Source organism: Kitasatospora sp. NPDC056731, from assembly GCF_040687675.1.
Classification (GTDB): domain Bacteria; phylum Actinomycetota; class Actinomycetes; order Streptomycetales; family Streptomycetaceae; genus Kitasatospora.
This window is the reverse complement of the sequence record NZ_JBFBNR010000017.1, coordinates 82,825-101,002: the sequence shown is the minus strand read 5'-3', so window position 1 is coordinate 101,002 and position 18,178 is coordinate 82,825. Positions and strand designations below refer to the sequence as shown.

Below are 18,178 nucleotides of genomic sequence, written 5' to 3'. Positions count from 1 at the left end.
GGTAAGATCTCATCTGTTTCATTTCCCTTTGGCGACGTAAAGGAGCTGGCGAATGTCCGGCCACTCTAAGTGGGCTACCACCAAGCACAAGAAGGCCGTGATCGACGCCAAGCGCGGCAAGCTCTTCGCCAAGATGATCAAGAACATCGAGGTGGCGGCGCGCACCGGCGGTTCCGACCCGGCCGGCAACCCGACCCTCTACGACGCCATCCAGAAGGCGAAGAAGAGCTCGGTCCCGATCGACAACATCAACCGCGCCGTCAAGCGCGGTGGCGGTCTGGAGGCCGGCGGCGCCGACTACCAGACGATCATGTACGAGGGCTACGGCCCGAACGGCGTCGCCGTCCTGATCGAGTGCCTCACCGACAACCGCAACCGCGCCGCCTCCGACGTGCGCGTCGCGATGACCCGCAACGGCGGCTCGATGGCCGACCCGGGCTCGGTGTCGTACCTGTTCACCCGCAAGGGCGTCGTGATCGTCCCCAAGGCTGACGGCGTGGACGAGGACAAGCTCTTCGAGGTCGTCCTCGACCAGGAGCCCGAGGAGATCAACGACCTCGGCGACGCGTTCGAGATCGTCTCCGAGGCCACCAAGATGGTCGCCGTGCGCACCGCGCTGGTGGACGCCGGTGTCGACTACGACTCGGCCGAGGCCAACTTCCTCCCGAGCATGCAGGTCGAGCTGGACGTCGACGGCGCCCGCAAGATCCTCAAGCTGATCGACGTGCTGGAGGACAGCGACGACGTGCAGAACGTCTTCGCCAACTTCGACATCTCCGACGAGGTCGGTGCGCAGCTCGACGCCGAGTGATCGTTCTCACTCCCCGGCCCGGCGGTCTCCCGACCGCCGGGCCGGTGTCTTTGCGGGCGCTGTCGGACCCGGACGGTAGCCTTCGCAGGTCGCCCGCCGTGGGCCGGAGGGCCTGCCCGGGCCGGAGCGCCCGGAGGCGAGCGGCGATCAACGAGAGGCGGGGCTGTGGTACGGGTACTGGGCGTCGACCCGGGGCTGACCAGGTGCGGGATCGGCGTGGTCGAGGGTGCGCCGGGGCGGCCGCTGCGGATGGTCGGGGTCGGCGTGGTGCGCACCCCTGCCGAGGAGGAGATCGGGCGGCGGCTGCTGCTGGTGGAGCAGGGCATAGAGGCCTGGCTCGACGAGCACGAGCCGGAGCTGGTCGCCGTCGAGCGGGTGTTCGCCCAGCACAACGTCCGGACGGTGATGGGCACCGCCCAGGCCAGCGCGGTCGCGATGCTCTGCGCCACCCGGCGCGGCATCCCGGTCACCCTGCACACCCCGAGCGAGGTCAAGGCCGCCGTCACCGGCTCCGGCCGGGCCGACAAGGCGCAGGTCACGGCCATGGTGCAGCGCCTGCTGCGGCTGGACGCCCCGCCCAAGCCCGCCGACGCCGCCGACGCGCTGGCGCTGGCCATCTGCCACATCTGGCGCGGCGGGGCGGTCAACCGCCTGGAAGCCGCGGTACGGGCGGCCCGCGCCACCTCCCTGAAAGGAAGCAGCCGGTGATCGCCTTCGTGCAAGGGCCCGTGGCGGCCATCTCCTCCGGACTCGCCGTGGTCGAGGTCGGCGGGGTCGGCATGGCCGTGCAGTGCACGCCGAACACGCTGGCCGGGCTCCGGCTGGGTGAGCCCGTCCGGCTCGCGACCTCGCTGGTGGTCCGGGAGGACTCGCTGACCCTGTTCGGCTTCGCGGACGACGACGAGCGCGCCGTCTTCGAGATCCTCCAGGCCGCGCCGGGCGTCGGCCCGAAGCTGGCGCAGGCGATCCTCGGGGTGCACAGCCCCGACGCGCTGCGGGCCGCGGTGGCCGGCGGCGACGAGAAGGCGCTGGTGGCCGTGCCCGGCATCGGGAAGGCGAAGGCCGCCAAGCTGCTGCTGGAGTACAAGGACAAGCTGGGCGCCCCGCACGGCGCGGTGCCGGCGCAGAAGCCGATCGCGAGCGGTCCGGCCCCCTGGAGCGAGCAGCTGCACTCGGCGCTGACCGGTCTCGGCTACGCTCCGCGCGAGGCGGACGAGGCGGTCGTGGCCGTCACCCCCGAGGCGGAGGCCCAGCAGACGCCGGACGTCGGCGCACTGCTCCGGCTCGCCCTGCGCGGCCTCAACCGATCCCGCTAAAGCCATCTGGCGATCTGTCCTCTTGTCGACTTTGGAGCATGTGCTGATGAGTCCGTACGACTCGGACCCGGGCGACCGGCTGGTGACGGCCGCCGCCGACGGGGAGGACCAGGCGGTCGAGGCGGCGCTGCGCCCCAAGCTGCTGGACGAGTTCATCGGTCAGGAGCGGGTGCGCGAGCAGCTGTCCCTGGTGCTCCAGGCGGCCCGCAAGCGCGGCAGCGCGCCCGACCACGTGCTGCTCAGCGGGCCGCCCGGGCTGGGCAAGACCACCCTGTCCATGATCATCGCCGCCGAGCTGGGCGCCCCGATCCGGATCACCTCCGGCCCGGCGATCCAGCACGCGGGGGACCTCGCGGCGATCCTCTCCTCGCTCGCCGAGGGCGAGGTGCTCTTCCTCGACGAGATCCACCGGATGTCCCGTCCGGCCGAGGAGATGCTCTACATGGCGATGGAGGACTTCCGGGTCGACGTGATCGTCGGCAAGGGCCCGGGCGCCACCGCCATCCCGCTGGAACTGCCGCCCTTCACCCTGGTCGGCGCCACCACCCGGGCCGGCCTGCTGCCGCCCCCGCTGCGCGACCGCTTCGGCTTCACCGGGCACATGGAGTTCTACGCCCCGGCCGAGCTGGAACGGGTGGTGCGCCGCTCGGCCACCCTGCTGGACGTGGAGATCGACCCGGCCGGCGCCGCCGAGATCGCCGGCCGCTCGCGGGGGACGCCGCGCATCGCCAACCGGCTGCTGCGCCGGGTCCGCGACTTCGCGCAGGTGCGGCACGACGGCCAGGTCACCGTCGAGATCGCCGCCCGGGCGCTGGACGTCTACGAGGTGGACGCCCGCGGTCTGGACCGGCTGGACCGCGCGGTGCTGACCGCGCTGCTGCGGCTGTTCGGCGGCGGACCGGTCGGTTTGTCGACTCTCGCGGTCGCGGTGGGGGAGGAGTCCGAGACGGTCGAGGAGGTGGCGGAGCCCTTCCTGGTCCGCGAGGGCCTGCTCGCCCGGACCCCGCGCGGCCGGATCGCCACCGCGGCGGCCTGGCAGCACCTCGGACTGACCCCGCCGATCCAGACCACCCGGGGCGCCGTGCCCGCGCAATCCGAACTCTTCCGGGCCGACGAGGGCTGAACGGGTGATCGCCGCCCGACGGTTCCCGGGAGGCGTCCGATGCACCGCCCTGGTGAGTGGCCCGGGTGCGAGCCGGGGGCGAAGGCCGGGGAAACTGTGCAGGCGGAGGGTCGCCACTTTCGGCGGCAGGATGCGATGCTTGGCGTTGTCCGATCAGTTCGGGGTCGCCTAGACTCCGCCGGACCGCCCCGCTCACCTGACGGGCCGACCAATACCACACAGGCCGCCGGTCGGCGGCCCGTAAAGGACCCTGGCTGCAGTGAACTTCATCATCCTTCTCCTCCCGATCATCGCGATCGTGCTCATGTTCCGGTCGCAGAAGAAGCGCCAGTCGCAGATGCAGCAGATGCAGACCTCGCTGGAGCCAGGGGCGGGGGTGCGCACCATCGGTGGCCTGTACGCCACGGTGAAGGCGATCAACGAGGAGACCATCGAGCTGGAGATCGCGCCCGGCGTGGTCACCCACTTCACCAAGAGCGCGATCGCCGCTGTCCTGGAGCCCCAGGAGTACGACGCGATCATCAACGGTCGCCCCGCCGATGACGAGCTGGCCGAGCCGGAGGCCGAGGACACCGACGCCGAGCCGGTCGAGGACAAGCCGCTGACGCTCACCAAGGACGGCGGCGCCAAGGGCGACGTCGAGGGCGGGGCTCCCGCGAGCAAGTAGTACGGTCGGGCACCAGCCCGGCCGCGCGGCCCAGTGCCGCGAGCCCACAGGACCTCAGGGCCGCAGAACCGCCATGCCCCCGTCCCGCCACAAGCCGGACGGGGGTCCGGTTGGGGGAGTGGCATGGACAGGGAGAAACGAGCAAGGTGGCAACACCCAAGTCGCGCCCGCGCGACGGCTACCCAGGGCGGGCGCTGGCCCTCATCCTGGTCGTCACCGTCGGACTGGTCGCCCTCATGTTCGGGACGGGCCACACCAAGCCCCGGCTCGGAATCGACCTCGCCGGTGGCACCAGTATCACGCTGACCGCGAAGTCGACCGACCCCAAGGCGATCAGCAAGTCCAACATGGACATCGCCACCGGGATCATCGAGCGCCGCGTCAACGGCATGGGTGTCTCCGAGGCGGAGGTGCAGACCCAGGGCGACAACACGATCATCGTGAACATCCCCAAGGGCGGCAACCAGCAGAACGCGGCGGACCAGGTGGGTACCACCGCCAAGCTGTTCTTCCGCCCGGTCCTCGCGGTGGCGCCCAGCGGCTTCACGCCGCCGGCGCCCACCGGCTCCCCCTCGGCCACCGGCACCCCGAGCGCGGCCCCGTCCGCCGGCTCCACCGCCTCGGCCGGCGCGAGCGCCACCGGCACGCCCAGCGCGAGCGGCACCAAGCAGGGCCGCCCGGCCGGTGAGGCGCTGGCCGCCGACGCCAGCCCGAGCGCCGCCGCCACGGGCGCGAGCACCGCCCCGAGCGCCGCCACCACGCCGTCCGCGCCCGCCACCCCGCCCAGCGCCGCGGACGTCAGCGCCGCGATGACCCAGGGCACCGTGCCGCCGGAGCTGGCCGCGGCCTTCACCGCCCTCGACTGCACCAAGCCGGAGGTCCGCGCGGCCCAGACCGGCCCCGAGGACAAGGCCGTCGTCGCCTGTTCGCAGAAGCCCGAGAACGGCTACTACGAGAAGCTCGCCCTCGGCCCCGTCGCCGTGAAGGGCTCGGACGTCTCCAAGGCCCAGCCGAGCCTCGACACCCAGACGGGTGCCGGCTGGCAGGTCCAGCTGCAGTTCAACGGCGCCGGCACCGACGCCTTCACCAAGGTCACCGGCCAGCTCGCCACCCAGACCCCGCCGAACAACCAGTTCGCGATCGTCCTGGACAACCAGGTCGTCTCGCACCCCGAGGTCAAGAACGTGATCCCCGGCGGCAGCGCCGTGATCACCGGCCGCTTCAGCCAGGCCGAGGCGCAGGACCTGTCCAACGTGCTGGGCTACGGCGCCCTGCCGTTGGAATTCAGCAAGAGCGACATCACCACCGTCTCCCCGGCGCTCGGCAGCGACCAGCTCAAGGCCGGTCTGGTCGCCGGCGCGATCGGCATGCTGCTGGTGGTGCTCTACTCGCTGGTCTACTACCGCGGCCTCGGGCTGGTCTCGATCGCCGGTCTGCTCGTCTCGGCGGCCCTGACCTACTCGATCATGAGCCTGCTCGGCGCCGGGATCGGCTTCGCGCTGAACCTGCCCGCGGTCTGCGGTGCGATCGTCGCGATCGGCATCACCGCCGACTCCTTCATCGTCTACTTCGAGCGCATCCGCGACGAGGTCCGCGAGGGCGCCCCGCTGCGCCCGGCGGTCCAGCGGGCCTGGCCGCGCGCCCGGCGCACCATCCTGGTGTCGGACTTCGTGTCCTTCCTCTGTGCCGCCGTGCTCTACGTGGTCTCGGTCGGCAAGGTCCAGGGCTTCGCGTTCACCCTGGGGCTGACCACCGCGCTGGACGTCGTGGTGATCTTCCTCTTCACCAAGCCGGTGATCACGCTGCTGGCCCGGCGCAAGTTCTTCTCCGATGGTCACCCGTGGTCCGGCCTGGACCCGAAGCGGCTGGGCGCCCGCCCGCCGCTGCGCAGCAGCCGTCGTCGTAGCCCCTCCTCTGCCGCCGTGAAGGAGGCCTGACACCGTGTCACGCTTCTCCAATCTGGGACACCGGCTCTACCAGGGCGAGGTCAGCTTCGACTTCGTCGGGCGCCGTAAGCTCTGGTACTCCATCTCCGGCGTGATCGTGCTGATCGCGGCGATCGGTCTGTCGATGGGCCTGCACCTGGGCATCGAGTTCAAGGGCGGCTCGGTCTACACCGTGGCCAAGCCGGGGCTGACCGTCTCGCAGGCGCAGGAGACGTCCAACCAGATCGTCTCCTCGCACCCGCTGGTGCAGTCGACCGACAACGGCAAGATCCGCATCCAGGTCAGCACCGAGGAGCCGAAGAGCTCGGACGAGATCCGCGCTCAGCTCTCCGAGAAGCTGGCCGTGCCGCTGGACACCGTCGAGGCCCAGGTGATCGGCCCCAGCTGGGGCAAGCAGATCTCCTCGAAGGCGCTCACCGGCCTGATCATCTTCATGGTCCTGGTGACGGTCTACCTGGCGATCGCCTTCGAGTGGCGGATGGCGGTGGCGGCCCTGGTCGCCCTCATCCACGACCTCCTGATCACCATCGGCGTGTACGCCCTGGTGGGCTTCGAGGTCACCCCCGGTACGGTGATCGGCTTCCTGACCATCCTCGGGTACTCGCTCTACGACACGGTCGTCGTCTTCGACACCGTGAAGGAGAACACCAAGGACCTCACCAAGCAGAACAAGCTCACCTACAGCGAGGCGGCCAACGCGGGCCTCAACCAGACCCTGGTGCGTTCGCTCAACACCACCGTGGTCGCCCTGCTCCCGGTCGCCGCGCTGCTGTTCATCGGTGGCGGCCTCCTGGGCGCCGGCACGCTGAACGACATCTCGCTGGCGCTGTTCATCGGCCTCGCGGCCGGTGCCTACTCGTCGATCTGCGTCGCCACCCCGCTGCTGGCGCAGCTCAAGGAGGAGCAGCCGGAGATGAAGGCGCTGCGCAAGCGGGTCCTGCAGCACCGGGCCGCGGCCGCTGCCAAGGCCGCGGGCGAGGTGCCGGCGGGCGAGGAGATCGCGGACGAGGACCTGCCTGCGGGTATGGTCGGTCAGCGCGGCCGGGCGGCCGGCACCACGCGTGCCAAGGGCCGTCCGTCCACCAAGCGCTGAACCGACCCGACCGTAAGGACACGCCGTGACCACCGCCGACACCGCACTGGCCGAGCTGTTGAACAGCCGGATCCGGGATGTCCCGGACTACCCGAAGCCGGGTGTGCTGTTCAAGGACATCGCGCCGCTGCTGGCCGACGCCGAGGCCTTCGGCGCCCTCACCAGGGCGCTGGCGGACCGGGCGCGGGAGCTCGGGGCGACCAAGGTGGTGGGCCTGGAGGCGCGCGGCTTCGTGCTGGCGGCCCCGGCGGCCTTCGCGGCCGGGCTCGGCTTCGTGCCGATCCGCAAGCAGGGCAAGCTGCCCGGCGAGGTGTTCCGGCGCTCGTACGAGCTGGAGTACGGCTCGGCGACGCTGGAGGTGCAGTGCGACGCCTTCGCGCCCGGTGAGCGGGTGCTGGTGGTGGACGACGTGCTGGCCACCGGTGGCACCATCGGCGCCTCGCTGGACCTGGTGAAGGAGGCCGGCGCCGAGCTGGTGGGCGTCGTGGTGCTGATGGAGCTGGGCTTCCTGGACGGCCGGGAACGGCTGGCCGGGCACCTGAACGGCGCCCCGCTGGAGACGCTGGTCACGGTCTGAGGGACCTGAGTGAAGGGCGGCGGTCGGATCATCCGACCGCCGCCCTTCCGTTTCCGGCCCGGGTGGATGAACGCCACGGCGCCCGGCTCGGTACCATGAAGATTCACCCCCTCCCGGTTGCGTCCGACCGTACGGGCCGCGGCAGGGGTCGGCCCCGGTGCCCCGAGGAGAGTCCTTGCCCGACGAGGTTGTGCCCACGGCCGAAGCGGCCGCCCCCGACAACCGTCCCACGCCCTCGGGGGCCACCCCGGCACGCCCGGCGCCGACCTCCTCGCGACCGACCGCCCCCACCGGGCGCGGCTCCTCCTCGGGTGGCATGCGCGCCCGCCTGGCCCGCCTCGGCGGCCAGCGCTCCAGCGTGCTCAACCCCGTGCTGGAGCCGCTGTTCCGGTCGATCCGGGCGAACGATCCGAAGGCCGACCCGGCGCTGCTGCGGGACATCGAGCGGGCCTACGCCGTCGCCGAGAAGTGGCACCGCGGGCAGAAGCGCAAGAGCGGCGACCCGTACATCACCCACCCGCTGGCGGTGGCCACCATCCTGGCCGAGCTGGGGATGGACGCCGCGACCCTGATGGCCGGGCTGCTGCACGACACCGTCGAGGACACCGACTACGGCCTGGAGACCCTGCGCAAGGACTTCGGCGACTCGGTGGCGCTGCTGGTGGACGGCGTCACCAAGCTGGACCGGGTCAAGTTCGGCGAGGCCGCGCAGGCCGAGACCGTCCGCAAGATGGTCGTCGCGATGGCCAAGGATCCGCGGGTCCTGGTGATCAAGCTGGCCGACCGCCTGCACAACATGCGCACGATGCGCTACCTCAAGCGGGAGAAGCAGGAGAAGAAGGCCCGCGAGACGCTGGAGATCTACGCCCCGCTGGCGCACCGGCTGGGCATGAACACCATCAAATGGGAGCTGGAGGACCTCGCCTTCGCGATCCTCTACCCCAAGATGTACGACGAGATCGTCCGGCTGGTCGCCGAGCGCGCCCCCAAGCGGGACGAGTACCTGGCGACCGTCATCGACCAGGTCCAGGGGGACCTGCGCGGCGCCCGGATCACCGCCTCCGTCACCGGCCGGCCGAAGCACTACTACTCGGTCTACCAGAAGATGATCGTCCGGGGCCGGGACTTCGCCGAGATCTACGACCTGGTGGGCATCCGGGTCCTGGTCGACACCGTCCGCGACTGCTACGCGGCGCTGGGCACCATCCACGCGCGGTGGAACCCGGTGCCGGGGCGGTTCAAGGACTACATCGCGATGCCCAAGTTCAACATGTACCAGTCGCTGCACACGACGGTGATCGGCCCCGGCGGCAAGCCCGTCGAACTCCAGATCCGCACCTTCGACATGCACCGCCGGGCCGAGTACGGCATCGCCGCGCACTGGAAGTACAAGCAGCGCGCGGTGGCCGGCGCGTCCAAGGTCCGCACCGACACCCCGACCCAGGTCCGCAAGGACGACAAGGCCGGCGCCGTCAACGAGATGGCCTGGCTGCGGCAGCTGCTGGACTGGCAGAAGGAGACCGCCGACCCGAGCGAGTTCCTGGAGTCGCTGCGCTTCGACCTGGCCAGCAACGAGGTCTTCGTCTTCACGCCCAAGGGCGACGTGATAGCCCTGCCGGCCGGCGCGACCCCGGTCGACTTCGCCTTCGCGGTACACACCGAGGTGGGCTACCGGACGATAGGGGCCCGGGTCAACGGGCGGCTGGTGCCGCTGGAGTCGACGCTGGAGAACGGCGACGCCGTCGAGGTGTTCACCTCCAAGGCGGAGAACGCCGGCCCGTCCCGGGACTGGCTGGGCTTCGTCAAGTCGCCGCGCGCCCGCAACAAGATCCGCGCCTGGTTCTCCAAGGAGCGCCGCGAGGAGGCGATCGAGCACGGCAAGGAGGCGATCGTCCGGGCGATGCGCAAGCAGGGCCTGCCGATCCAGCGGATCCTGACCGGCGACTCGCTGGTCACCCTGGCCCACGAGATGCGCTACCCCGACATCTCCTCGCTCTACGCCGCGATCGGCGAGGGCCACGTCACCGCGCAGAACATCGTGCAGAAGCTGGTCCAGGCGCTCGGCGGCGAGGAGGGCGCCACCGAGGACCTCGCCGAGACCGCGACCCCGACGCACGACAACCGCCGGGCGGTGCGCCGCCGGGCCAAGGGCGACCCGGGCGTGATCGTCAAGGGCGTCGAGGACGTCTGGGTCAAGCTGTCCCGCTGCTGCACCCCGGTGCCGGGCGACCCGATCGTCGGCTTCGTGACCCGCGGCAACGGCGTCTCGGTGCACCGCGCTGACTGCGTCAACGTCGAGTCGCTGAGCCAGCAGCCCGAGCGGATGATCGACGTCGAGTGGGCCGCCACCCAGTCCTCGGTGTTCCTGGTGGCCATCCAGGTCGAGGCGCTGGACCGCTCCCGGCTGCTCTCGGACGTCACCCGGGTGCTCTCCGACCAGCACGTCAACATCCTGTCGGCGGCGGTGCAGACCTCCCGCGACCGGGTCGCGATGAGCCGCTTCACCTTCGAGATGGGCGACCCGAAGCACCTCGGCCACGTGCTCAAGGCCGTGCGCGGCGTCGAGGGCGTCTACGACGTCTACCGCGTCACCTCGGCCCGCAAGTAGCGCCCCGAGCACGAGAGCACGAGAGAGGGCCCCGGGAGATCCCGGGGCCCTCTCTCGTGCGTTCGGCGGATCAGCCGCTGAACTCCTCCTGGCTCCGGTGCGCCTGCTCCAGCAGGGTCTGCACGCCGGCCAGCTCGTTCTCCAGCTTGGCGATCCGGCCGGCGTTGCCGGCGGCGCGGGCCTTGTCCAGATCCGTCCGGATCTTGTCGGCCTTCGCCTCGAACAGACCGACCATGCCGGCGGCGCGCGCCTTGGCCTCCGGGTTGGAGCGCTTCCACTCGGAGTCCTCGGCCTCGCGGATGGCCCGCTCGACCGTGTTCAGCCGGCCGTCCAGCTTCGGACGGGCGTCGCGCGGCACGTGCCCGATCGCCTCCCAGCGCTCGTTGACCTCGCGCAGCGCCGCCTTGGCGGCCTTCAGGTCGGTGATCGGCAGGATCGCCTCGGCCTCGACGGCCAGCGCCTCCTTGAGCTTCTGGTTGGCCACCTGCTCGGCGTCCCGCTCGCTGAACACCGCGGAACGGGCTTGGAAGAAGACGTCCTGCGCGCCGCGGAAGCGCGCCCACAGCTCGTCCTCGATGTCCCGCTGGGCCCGGCCGGCGGACTTCCAGCGCGCCATCAGGTCGCGGTAGGCGGCCGCGGTGTCGCCCCACTCGGTGGACGAGGACAGCGCCTCGGCCTCGGCGACCAGCGCCTCCTTGGTCTGCCGGGCCTGCTCGCGCTCGGCGTCCAGGGTCGCGAAGTGCGCCTTGCGGTGCTTGGAGAAGACCGAGCGGGCGTGCGAGAAGCGGTGCCACAGCTCGTCGTCGCTCTTGCGGTCCAGCCGGGGCAGGCCCTTCCAGGTGTCCACCAGGGCGCGCAGCCGGTCCCCGGCCTCCCGCCACTGGGTGGACTCGGCGAGCTGCTCGGCCTCGGAGACCAGCGCCTCCTTGGCGGTGCGGGTCTCGTCCTGGGCCTTGGCGCGAGCGGCCTTGCGCTCCTCGCGCCGGCTCTCGATCTCGCCGGCGAGCGTGTCCAGCCGCTTGGCCAGGGCGGCCAGGTCGCCGACCGCGTGCCCCTCGGTCACCTGGGCGCGCAGGTGGTCCAGCGCGGCCTGGGCGTCCTTGGCGGCCAGGTCGGTGGTGCGCACCCGCTTCTCCAGCAGGCCGATCTCCACCTCGATGCCCTGGTACTTGCGCTCGAAGTAGGCGAGGGCCTCCTCGGGCGAGCCGGCCTGCCAGGAACCCACGACGCGTTCGCCGTCGGCCGTCCTGACGTAGACCGTGCCCTGCTCGTCGACACGGCCCCACGGGTCGCTGCTCATAGCGCGTCCTCCACATGACGTCGCGCCCGCGCCGGGGCGGCGCGCGTCCGTCGTCCACAGTTGATGTGCGGCGGACCGATGAGTCCGCCGTCCCCGTCCGCCGTGACTTGCTGCCGAGGGTGACGGCCAGGCGGGTACGGGCACCCTGATACAACGCCAACATAGGCGACCGGCCCCGGTGCTGTCCGCATCCGGGCCGGGCGATTTCGGGCCGGGGCCGCGCCGAGGCGCTTCGGGCGCCCCTTGTGGGCGGCCCCGGTAAATGTCAACTCTTTGCCGTGGTCACCAAGTTGAAGGTGACGTCGGCCATCGGGTGGCCGTCCGGGGCGCCCTCCAGGGTGCCCGCGGCGGCGATCTTCTGCACCGCGTCCAGGCCCCCGGTGATCTTGCCGAAGGGGGTGTAGTTCGGGGGCAGCTGGGTGTCCTTGTAGACCAGGAAGAACTGGCTCCCGTTCGTGCCCGGGCCGGAGTTGGCCATCGCCACGGTGCCCGCCGGGTAGGTCGCGCCGGTCAGGTTCTCGTCCGCGAACTTGTACCCGGGGCCGCCGGTGCCGCCCGGGACGGTCGCGCTGGCGGTCGGGTCGCCGCACTGGAGCACGAAGATGCCGTCGGTGGTGAGGCGGTGGCACTTGGTGTGGTCGAAGTACTTCTCCCCGGCCAGGAAGACGAAGGAGTTCACCGTGTGCGGGGCCTTGGCCGCGTCGAGCGCGAGCGTCACCTTGCCGCAGTTGGTGTCCAGCGTCGCGGTGTACGAGCCGCCCGCGTCGACCGCCATGGCCGGCTCGGCCTGCCACTGCTTGCCGTTCGGCGCGCCCGGCGCCGGATCGGCGCAGCCCTCGACCGGCTTGCGGGTCGGGGTGGTCGGCTCGGCGCTCTGGCTGGGCGCGGCCTTGGCGGAGGAGGCGGCCGAAGCCGACTTGTCCTTGTCCGAGCTGAACGCCCCGGTGCCGACCAGCGCACCGCCGCCGGCCAGCACCACGACGGCGAGCGCGGAGCCCAGGATCGTGTTGCGGCGCCTGCGCGCGGACCGCGCGGCGACCCGCCGCTCCATCTGGCGCTCGTACTTCTCTCGGGCGAGCTGCCGCCGCCGCTGTTCGCTGCTGACCACCGGCCGTGTCTCCTACGGATGTGCTGGGAAAGTGGATGGGTACCGAAGCGGATCATCGCATCCATCGGCGGCCAAGTGTAGGGACCGGGCCTGTAAGAACGCGGTGAACCTGTCAGTGCGAACCGCGCGCGCCACCCCTATCTGGTTCGCAACCGCACCCGCACCGCCGGTAGGCTGCCTTTACCTCACTGGTTTGCTGCATGACTGGTGGCTGCATCCGACCCGGCAGCCGCGACCGTAGCCGCCACTGCCGACCGCATCACGAAGGACGCGCGTGTTCATCGCCGGATTCCCCGCTGGAGCCTGGGGCACCAACTGCTACCTGGTCGCCCCGGCGGCGGGCGAGGAGTGCGTCATCGTCGATCCCGGCCACCAGGCGGCGCGCGGCGTCGAGGAGATGGTCCGCGAGCACGGGCTCAAGCCCGTCGCCGTGGTGCTCACGCACGGCCACATCGACCACGTGGCCTCGGTGGTCCCGGTCTGCGGCGCCCGCGGCGTCCCGGCCTGGATCCACCCCGAGGACCGGTACATGATGTCCGACCCGGAGAAGGCCCTCGGCCGCGCCCTGGGCACCCAGCTGATGGGCGAGCTCACCGTCGGCGAGCCCGACGACGTGCGCGAGCTCACCGACGGCGCCGTGCTGGAGCTCGCCGGCCTGCAGCTCACCGTGGACCACGCCCCGGGCCATACCGGGGGGTCGGTGACCTTCCGGACGCCCGGTGCCGAGGACCTCCCCCCGGTGCTGTTCTCGGGCGACCTGCTGTTCGCCGGCTCCATCGGGCGTACCGACCTCCCGGGCGGGGACAGCGAGGCGATCATGCGGTCGCTGGCCCGGGTGTGCCTGCCCCTCGACGACACCACCGTGGTCCTCTCCGGCCACGGCGGACAGACCACCATCGGCCACGAGCGCGCCACCAACCCCTACCTCCGACAGGCAGCAGGGGCGGCCGGCGCCCAGGCTTTCCCGCGACGAGGAATGTGACGGAAGAGAAGTTGAGCACCTTCACCGCCCCCAAGGGCACCTACGACCTGCTGCCCCCCAGCTCCGCGACCTTCCTGGCGATCCGCGAGCGCATCGCCGCGCCCGCCCGCCGGGCCGGCTACGGCTACGTCGAGACCCCGGTCTTCGAGGACGTGAAGCTCTTCTCCCGCGGCGTCGGCGAGTCCACCGACATCGTCAGCAAGGAGATGTACAACCTCACCACCCGCGGCGGCGACGAGCTCGCGCTGCGCCCGGAGGGCACCGCCTCGGTGCTGCGCGCCGCCCTCCAGGCCAACCTGCACAAGCAGGGCAACCTGCCGGTCAAGCTCTGGTACTCCGGCTCGTACTACCGCTACGAGCGCGCCCAGAAGGGCCGCTACCGCCAGTTCTCCCAGGTCGGCGCCGAGGCGATCGGGGCCGAGGACCCGGCCCTGGACGCCGAGCTGATCATCCTCGCCGACGACGCCTTCCGCTCGCTGGGCGTGCGCGACTACTCGCTGCTGCTCAACAGCCTCGGCGACAAGCAGTGCCGCCCGGTCTACCGCGCCGCCCTGGTCGAGTTCCTCGCCGGCCTGGACCTGGACGAGGACACCCGCCGCCGCGCCGACATCAACCCGCTGCGCGTCCTGGACGACAAGCGCGAGTCGGTGCAGGCCCAGCTGGTCGACGCGCCCAAGCTGCGCGACTACCTGTGCGAGGAGTGCAAGGCGTACGACGAGAAGGTCCGCGAGCTGCTCACCGCGAACGGCGTGGCCTTCGTCGACGACCCGAAGCTGGTCCGCGGCCTGGACTACTACACCCGCACCACCTTCGAGTTCGTGCACAACGGCCTCGGCGCCCAGTCCGCGATCGGCGGCGGCGGCCGCTACGACGGCCTGTCCGAGATGATCGGCGGCCCGGCGCTGCCGTCCGTCGGCTGGGCCCTCGGCGTGGACCGCACCTTCCTGGCGATGGAGGCCGAGGGCATCGTCCTCGACCTGCCCGCCGCGACCTCCGTGTACGCCGTCGCGCTCGGCGAGGAGGCCAAGAACGTCCTGTTCGCCAAGGTGGTCGAGCTGCGCCGGGCCGGCGTTGCCACCGACCTCGCCTTCGGCGTCAAGAGCATCAAGAACGCCATGAAGTCCGCCGACCGGTCCGGCGCCCGCTTCGCCCTCGTGGCCGGGGACCGGGACCTCGCCGACGGCGTCGTCCAGCTCAAGGACCTGACCACCGGCGAGCAGAACCCCGTCGCCCTCGACGCACTCGTCACCACCCTGAAGGAGAAGCAGCTGTGATCCGCACGCACGACGCGGGCACGCTCCGCCCGGAGCACGCAGGCACCACCGTCACCCTGGCCGGCTGGGTCGCCCGCCGCCGCGACCACGGCGGTGTCGCCTTCATCGATCTGCGCGATGCCTCCGGCACCGTGCAGATCGTGGTCCGCGACCTCGACTCGGTGCACGGCCTTCGCGCCGAGTACTGCGTCAAGGTCGTCGGCGACGTCCGGGTGCGCCCCGACGGCAACGAGAACCCGGACATCCCGACCGGCGCGGTCGAGGTCGTCGTCAGCGAGATCGAGGTCCTCTCCGAGGCCGCCCCGCTGCCCTTCCCGGTCGCCGAGTACGAGCCGGGCACGGTCAACGAGGAGGTCCGGCTGCGCTACCGCTACCTGGACCTGCGCCGCGAGGGCCCGGCCAAGGGCCTGCGGCTGCGCTCCAAGGTGAGCAACATCATCCGCCGGGTGATGGAGGAGAACGACTACCTCGACATCGAGACGCCGTACCTCACCCGCTCCACCCCCGAGGGCGCCCGCGACTTCCTCGTCCCGGTCCGCCTGCAGCCCGGCCACTGGTACGCGCTGCCGCAGTCGCCCCAGCTGTTCAAGCAGCTGCTGATGGTGGCCGGCATGGAGCGCTACTACCAGATCGCCCGCTGCTTCCGCGACGAGGACTTCCGCGCCGACCGGCAGCCGGAGTTCACCCAGCTCGACATCGAGGCCTCGTTCGTCGACCAGGAGGACATCCTGGCCCTCGGCGAGAAGATCGTCGGCTCGATCTGGCGCGAGGTGCACGGCTACGAGCTCCCCAACCCGCTGCCCCGGATGACCTACGCGGACGCCATGGCCCGCTACGGCTCCGACAAGCCGGACGTCCGCTTCGGACAGGAACTCACCGACCTCACCGAGTACTTCAAGGGCACCGCGTTCCGCGTCTTCCAGGCCCCGTACGTCGGCGCCGTGGTGATGCCCGGCGGCGCCTCGCAGCCCCGCAAGGCGCTCGACGCCTGGCAGGACTGGGCCAAGGCGCGCGGCGCCCGCGGCCTGGCCTACGTCGTCATCGACGCCGAGACCGGCGAGCTGCGCGGCCCGGTCGCCAAGAACCTGTCCGAGGAGCACCTGGCCGGCCTGGCCGCCGCCGCGGGCGCCAAGAACGGTGACGCGATCTTCTTCGCGGCCGGCAAGCAGCGCCCCTCGCAGGAGCTGCTGGGCGCCGCCCGTCTGGAGATCGGCCGCCGCTGCGAGCTGATCGACGCGTCGCAGTGGGCCTTCCTCTGGGTCGTCGACTTCCCGATGTTCGAGCCGATCGAGGACGACAAGGGCGAGTTCCAGGGCTGGCACGCGGTGCACCACCCGTTCACCGCCCCGACCGCCGAGTCGCTCGCCACCTTCGACACCGACCCGGGCTCGGCCCTGTCCAACGCCTACGACCTGGTCCTCAACGGCTCGGAGCTGGGCGGCGGTTCGATCCGTATCCACCAGCGCGACGTGCAGAAGCGGGCGTTCGACGCGATCGGCCTCTCCGAGGAGGAGGCGGCCTCGCAGTTCGGCTTCCTGCTGGACGCCTTCAACTACGGCCCGCCGCCGCACGGTGGCGTCGCCTTCGGCCTCGACCGCATCGTCACCCTGCTCGGCGGGTACGACACCATCCGCGACGTCATCGCGTTCCCGAAGACGTCCACCGGCGGTGACCCGCTGACCGGCGCCCCGACCCCGATCACCCCGGCCCAGCGCCGGGAGGCCGGCGTGGACGCCAAGCCGAAGCTGCGCGAGGACGCCGCGAAGTCCGACTCCTGACACCGGATCCGCTAACCTTCAACGGCCCCGGACGGTCCACCCACCGTCCGGGGCCGGTCCACAATGACGTGTGACACAAGGAGGGTTGACTCATGCAGGTGATCACAAGAGTCGAGTGTCCGGATGACGTCCCGGCGACCAGACGCGTCCACATGGCCGCGTTCCCCGGCCCGGACGAGGCGGACCTGGTCGACGCGCTGCGCCGCGATCCGGCCTGGCTGCCCGGCCTGTCGCTGGTCGCGGTCGACGAGGCCGGGCTGGTGATCGGGCACGCGCTGCTGACCCGGCTGCGGGTCGGCGAGGACGGCGCGGGCCTCGCGCTCGCGCCGGTCGCCGTCGCGCCCGAGTGGCAGCGCAAGGGCGTCGGCGAACTCGTCGTCCGGGCCGCGCTGTCGGCGGCCGAGGAGGCGGGGGAGAAGCTCGTGGTCGTCCTCGGCGACCCGGAGTACTACGGGCGGTTCGGCTTCAGCGCGGCCGGTCGGCACGAGATCAGCGGGCCGTTCGAGGTGCCGGACGCCTACTTCCAGGCGCTGCCGCTGCCCGCGTACGACGGCGTTCCGCGCGGGCTCTGCCGCTACCCCGAGGCCTTCGTGGCGGTGTAGGCCGTCAGGTCGGTTCCACCGACCGCGTTCCCACCCGGGGCTCCGTTTTCGCCCGACGTTCCCACCAGGGGCTCCGTCCCACCCGACGATCCCAGCCGGCCGAAGGGGACCGTGACCCGGCAGCTGCGCACGAACGCGGCCATCGCCGGCGTGAGTTCGCGGTCCTTCGGCCAGTACAGCCCGACCCGGCTCGGGCTGAGCCCCCGCACCGGCCGGTACACGACGTCATCCCGTACGGCCAGCCGGCTCATCGCCTCCGGTGCGAAGCCGACGCCCTGACCGCACACCACCGCGGCCAGCCACTCGTCGGTGTTGTGCGCCACCGCGCCGATCCGCACCGGACGCCCGCCCCGCTCCCGGCCCGCCAGCCAGTACTCGCGCCAGTGCCCGGCCTCGTGCGGTATCGCCACGAACGGCTCGTCCAGCAGGTCCTCGACGGACAGCTCGGCCCGGTCCGCCAGCCGGTGCCCGGCCGGCAGCGCCACGACCCGCGCCTCCTCGCCGAGCACGGCGACGTTGTAGTGCTCGACCAGCCACGCCGGGCCGTGCCAGAGCGTCAGGTCGATCTCGCCGGTGGCCAGGCCCGAGGTCGGGTCGAACCAGTTGTTCTGCCGCAGCTCCACCTGCCAGCCGGGCATCCGCCGGGCGAAGTCGGCGACGGTGCTGCGGGTCATCAGGTTGATGATGCCGCCCTCGAACCCCACGCGCAGCACCGAGCCCTGCTCGGCGGCGGCCGCCCGGGTGGCCCGCAGCGCGTCCTCCCAGCCGGCCAGCATCGCCCCGGCGTAGTCCGCCAGCGCCCGCCCGGCCTGGGTGGGCGCCATGCCGCGCCGCGAGCGCTCGAACAGCTCGACCCCGAGCAGCGATTCCAGCTGGCGGATCTGCTTGGTGAGCGTCGGCTGGGAGACGAACAGCCGGGCCGCGGCAGCGGTCAGCTGCCCCTCCTCGCAGACCGCGGTGAAGCTGCGCAGCAGGCGGGTGTCGACATCCATG

At 71.6% G+C, this 18,178-nt stretch carries 15 protein-coding genes and 1 pseudogene; 13 read left to right on the top strand and 3 right to left on the bottom strand.

Annotation, left to right across the window (positions count from 1 at the left end):
* Positions 1-52 precede the first annotated feature (52 nt).
* From AB0R04_RS19790 to AB0R04_RS19750, 9 genes and pseudogenes are all read left to right on the top strand, one after another.
* The gene (locus AB0R04_RS19790) at positions 53-811 is read left to right on the top strand and encodes a YebC/PmpR family DNA-binding transcriptional regulator (protein WP_063346810.1); all 759 of its coding nucleotides are present in this window, start codon (positions 53-55) and stop codon (positions 809-811) included.
* A gap of 165 nt (positions 812-976) precedes the next feature.
* The gene (ruvC, locus tag AB0R04_RS19785) at positions 977-1,519 is read left to right on the top strand and encodes a crossover junction endodeoxyribonuclease RuvC (RefSeq protein WP_363372790.1); all 543 of its coding nucleotides are present in this window, start codon (positions 977-979) and stop codon (positions 1,517-1,519) included.
* Positions 1,516-2,127, top strand: coding sequence for a Holliday junction branch migration protein RuvA (gene ruvA, locus AB0R04_RS19780; protein ID WP_363372787.1), 612 nt, complete (start codon positions 1,516-1,518; stop codon positions 2,125-2,127). The genes ruvC and ruvA overlap by 4 nt, the downstream gene beginning before the upstream one ends.
* Positions 2,128-2,173: 46 nt before the next feature.
* A complete protein-coding gene (gene ruvB, locus AB0R04_RS19775) occupies positions 2,174-3,250 on the top strand; it encodes a Holliday junction branch migration DNA helicase RuvB (protein ID WP_063346807.1) in 1,077 nt (358 codons plus the stop codon).
* A gap of 259 nt (positions 3,251-3,509) precedes the next feature.
* A complete protein-coding gene (yajC, locus tag AB0R04_RS19770; RefSeq protein ID WP_063346806.1) occupies positions 3,510-3,917 on the top strand; it encodes a preprotein translocase subunit YajC in 408 nt (135 codons plus the stop codon).
* A gap of 236 nt (positions 3,918-4,153) precedes the next feature.
* Positions 4,154-5,854, top strand: coding sequence for a protein translocase subunit SecD (secD, locus tag AB0R04_RS19765; protein ID WP_363372893.1), 1,701 nt, complete (start codon positions 4,154-4,156; stop codon positions 5,852-5,854).
* A 4-nt stretch (positions 5,855-5,858) separates the two neighbouring features.
* The gene (secF, locus tag AB0R04_RS19760) at positions 5,859-6,956 is read left to right on the top strand and encodes a protein translocase subunit SecF (RefSeq protein WP_363372782.1); all 1,098 of its coding nucleotides are present in this window, start codon (positions 5,859-5,861) and stop codon (positions 6,954-6,956) included.
* A gap of 25 nt (positions 6,957-6,981) precedes the next feature.
* On the top strand, positions 6,982-7,533 hold the full coding sequence (locus AB0R04_RS19755; protein ID WP_063346803.1) for an adenine phosphoribosyltransferase: 552 nt from the start codon (positions 6,982-6,984) through the stop codon (positions 7,531-7,533).
* A 304-nt stretch (positions 7,534-7,837) separates the two neighbouring features.
* Positions 7,838-10,141 (top strand): annotated as a pseudogene (locus AB0R04_RS19750) (bifunctional (p)ppGpp synthetase/guanosine-3',5'-bis(diphosphate) 3'-pyrophosphohydrolase); the annotation flags it as partial.
* A gap of 70 nt (positions 10,142-10,211) precedes the next feature.
* Here the strand turns inward: AB0R04_RS19750 and AB0R04_RS19745 are convergent.
* Positions 10,212-11,441 carry a DUF349 domain-containing protein gene (locus tag AB0R04_RS19745; protein ID WP_363372779.1) on the bottom strand — a complete coding sequence of 410 codons (1,230 nt, stop codon included), beginning with the start codon at positions 11,439-11,441 and terminating at the stop codon, positions 10,212-10,214.
* 265 nt (positions 11,442-11,706) lie between these two features.
* Positions 11,707-12,549 (bottom strand): peptidylprolyl isomerase, encoded by an 843-nt coding sequence (locus AB0R04_RS19740; RefSeq protein WP_363372776.1) that lies wholly within the window; start codon positions 12,547-12,549, stop codon positions 11,707-11,709.
* A 274-nt stretch (positions 12,550-12,823) separates the two neighbouring features.
* On the opposite strand from AB0R04_RS19740, the gene AB0R04_RS19735 reads away from it, so the two are divergent.
* The 4 genes from AB0R04_RS19735 (at position 12,824) to AB0R04_RS19720 (ending at position 17,185) form a co-directional block, all read left to right on the top strand.
* Positions 12,824-13,531, top strand: coding sequence for an MBL fold metallo-hydrolase (locus AB0R04_RS19735; protein ID WP_063346799.1), 708 nt, complete (start codon positions 12,824-12,826; stop codon positions 13,529-13,531).
* Between the two features lie 11 nt (positions 13,532-13,542).
* A complete protein-coding gene (gene hisS / locus AB0R04_RS19730) occupies positions 13,543-14,805 on the top strand; it encodes a histidine--tRNA ligase (RefSeq protein WP_063346798.1) in 1,263 nt (420 codons plus the stop codon).
* A complete protein-coding gene (aspS, locus tag AB0R04_RS19725; RefSeq protein WP_363372774.1) occupies positions 14,802-16,583 on the top strand; it encodes an aspartate--tRNA ligase in 1,782 nt (593 codons plus the stop codon). The genes hisS and aspS overlap by 4 nt, the downstream gene beginning before the upstream one ends.
* Positions 16,584-16,675: 92 nt before the next feature.
* Positions 16,676-17,185 carry an N-acetyltransferase gene (locus AB0R04_RS19720; protein ID WP_363372771.1) on the top strand — a complete coding sequence of 170 codons (510 nt, stop codon included), beginning with the start codon at positions 16,676-16,678 and terminating at the stop codon, positions 17,183-17,185.
* Here AB0R04_RS19720 and AB0R04_RS19715 read toward each other — a convergent pair.
* Positions 17,158-18,177 (bottom strand): LysR family transcriptional regulator, encoded by a 1,020-nt coding sequence (locus tag AB0R04_RS19715; RefSeq protein WP_363372769.1) that lies wholly within the window; start codon positions 18,175-18,177, stop codon positions 17,158-17,160. The genes AB0R04_RS19720 and AB0R04_RS19715 overlap by 28 nt on opposite strands.
* Position 18,178: the final 1 nt, after the last annotated feature.